The 2,972-nt window shown below is 72.4% G+C and carries 2 protein-coding genes; both read left to right on the forward strand.

The annotated features are described in order from the left end of the window. Positions 1-780: 780 nt before the first annotated feature. Positions 781-1,068: a hypothetical protein gene (locus ACFRMQ_RS39775; RefSeq protein WP_380735779.1), complete on the forward strand. Its 288-nt coding sequence runs from the start codon at positions 781-783 to the stop codon at positions 1,066-1,068. 250 nt (positions 1,069-1,318) lie between these two features. Then, positions 1,319-2,422, forward strand: a complete 1,104-nt coding sequence (locus tag ACFRMQ_RS39780; protein WP_380735781.1) for a hypothetical protein — start codon at positions 1,319-1,321, stop codon at positions 2,420-2,422. The last annotated feature ends 550 nt before the right edge of the window (positions 2,423-2,972 follow it).

The raw sequence follows: 2,972 nt of genomic DNA on the forward strand, positions 1-2,972 counted from the left end.
CCCCCGGGCCTTTGGCCGGCCACCCGCGTCTCCAAGCCCCGGCCCAGCCGGGCCCGACAAGCTCGCGGCGGGCCCGCCGCTGCCGCGGGAACGGCTGGCGGATCCGGCCGTACGCCGCAGGGCGCCGTCGGACCGCGGGGCGTACGGGCGCACCCGTGCGGGAGCCCGCTCCCTGCCGCCCGTCGGGGCCGCGGGCATCCGCGGCACGGCGTTCGGGAGGGTCATCCGCCGTCAGCGCCCGGCCACCCCGGCCACCGCTGGAACCGCCCCCGTCCCGCCCCTCGTCCCCCGTCCCGGCTCCCGGCCCACCCCGCCGAGGACGCCCTGTGACCCGCCGTCTGCCACCCCGCCCACCGGCCAGTACGCCACCCCGTCCAGGCCCGCCTCCCGGTCATCCGTACGCCGGTCACCGCGCGCGAGAACCCCGCCGGCACCATCGCCGCCCGCGCCATGACGTGCGTCCACCGCGGCGTCGGCGTCGGCGTCGGCTTCGGCTTCGGCGTCGGCAAGACCGGGCCGTCGCCGTGACCGGCCGCCTGCGCGACGTCGGACCCGGCGAAGAGATCCACCGCATCACCTTCCACGCCTGCCCCACCACCCGCGCCATACGCCACGAACCGTTGACCTGCCTCCAGTTGCCGTCCCGCCCCCGCCGCTTCGGCAGGTCCCCGTGAGTGCTTCTGGCTGTCCGGTGGGAGAGGCGTCTGGTCGATTCCGGGCCGCAACACCAGTTCCGCCCGAAGCCCCGTGGGTGCCGGCTTCGGTGGATACCGTCGAGCTATGGGGCTTGATGACGCGAGCAGCAAAGCGAGGCAGCGGCAGGATCCTGAGGAGGAGCAGAAGCGTCAGGAGGAAGAACAGCAACGCCGAGACCGGCAGCGGCTGGGCGAATTCCGCGAGGCCGCCGGCGCTGTCGCGGCTGCCGGGGCGCTACTCCGGCAGCACCAACCGGGCCGGCGCGGTGCCGGCGGAACGTTGGGCGTGGGGCGGTACTGCGGCGTGTACCGGGTCGTCGAGTTCGCGGCCCTGACCGGAGCCAGCGTGGGCGACCCAGGCCACGGCCCCTGAGCGGCCGTTAGGCCGCCCGCGTGAGGGCAGGGTGTCCGTGCCGCGTCCCGCCTTCCGATCACCGATGTACCGCGCGCCCCAGGGCGCCTCCCCGGCAGCGGCAGCCGTGAGCCGGCCGAGCAGCCCCTGGCCCAGCCGGACGGTCCGACGCCCCGCCCGCTCTTCCTCTGTTCGGGACCGCCTCCAAACTCATCGCCCCGGGCGGGACGGCATGCTAGAAAGACCGGATCAGGAAATGTGTGGGGATTCGATGAGTTCAGGAACCGGGATCAAGCAGGACGTGGCGCGTCTGCTCATCGAGGGCGATCTCGCGTTCTCCCGCCGCTTCCTGGAATGCGTCGTCGAGGGCGCCGGCAAGGCAGTCCTCCCGATTTTCTGCATGAACGGCTACCTGTCGCTCATCATCCATGAGTCGTACAGGACCCTGAAGGCCAACGACCCCGAACTCGCGGCCTCCCTGGCCTACGAGCACGAGGAGACCATCCAGCGGGCGCGGCTCAGCGTCAAGCTCTTCGACGACTCCAAGACCGGCCTGGACAAAGTGGGTGACGCGTTCGCACGCATCATCGATGAGGGACGGCAGGCGTTCCTGGGCAACACCTGGTTCCCGCCCGCGCGCCGGTGGGAGACGGACCTGGGCGAGTACCGTTACCGAGGCCGGCTCGTGAGCACCACCCATACGGTCGGGTTCGTGATGGCCCTCCCGGCCGACGCCCTGCGGGACCTCTCCGTCCTGGGGCAGGAACTGTCGGCCGTGGCCCGGGCCCAGAGCGCGTACGTCAGCCAGGCAGCAGGGCACCTGCCATGGACTGGCCCCTCGTTCATGAACAGCATCGCCCCCGACGCCTTCGAGACCCGGGACCACCGATCCGAGCGCCACTTCAACCGGATCTTCGACGCCAGCCTGCCCGACAAGATGAAGGCGTCCCTGACCGCCTTCCAGTGTTCCCTCAACGTCCTCGACGCCATGCTGCGCGACGATGACAACCCGGCTTCCGCCGAGACCGTGTTCAAGCTGAGATACATCACGCTCTACCACGTGCTGTCCAGCTTGGAGAAGCTCAGGAACCAGTACGAGGAGGCGTTGGGGACGGCATCCCGCTCGCTGCTCGCCGCCATGCTCGACCACCCTGTGAGCGCCGAGATCCGCAGCGGCGAGGCGCGGCATTTCCGCAACACCTTGATCCACTACACGCCCGCAGAGCACCTCGCCTCGAAGCTCTCCACGAACGCCCCGTACTACGGCCTGGTGGAAGCCTGCTTCCCGACACGTGACTTCCCCTCCCTTCGGGCTGCGGTCGCCGAGCACACGGGGCGGATGGCAGCGCTCATGGACCAGTGGTCGGGGGCCTGACCGGTCGAGCGGACGGCGCGGTGCCATTCACGGCCGGCGGTGATCTGGCCGTCGTACGGGGTGTGTCCGCCGGGCCGGGAAACGGTGAGCCGGATGTCGTCCAGGTAGGCGGTCCAGGCGGTCCAGACGGGGTTCGGGTCCTCGGGTGGGTGGCGGGCCCAGCCGTCGCCGGGGCGGCGGTGGCCGGGGCCGGCCGCATCCCGGCCGCGCGCAGGCCGACTCGCCCCTGCGACGGTCCGTCCGCGTCGGTGCTGGCGTCGAAGACGACGGTGAGCCGTGCTCCGGTCGTCGTGGCCGTCTGCCGTGCTCCGGTGGTGCCGTCGTCGCTGCTGGGGCCGGGCTCCGCTGCGGTCGTGGTGGTGTCGGTGGTCTGCCTGCCGGCCTTGCGTGGGGTGTTGTCGGCCGGGCCGTCGGGAGCCTTCGGGCGGGCGCGGGCGCGCCCGCCGGGCGGGCGTGGTGGCGGTGGGTGGGGAGGATTTCGTCGTGGGCGGTGGTGGTGGGCAGGGGGCAGGGCGGAGCCGACCGCCTCCGCCCTGGCGGCGGCGGGTGG

It is taken from the genome of Kitasatospora sp. NPDC056783 (assembly GCF_042789895.1).
Lineage (GTDB): Bacteria > Actinomycetota > Actinomycetes > Streptomycetales > Streptomycetaceae > Kitasatospora.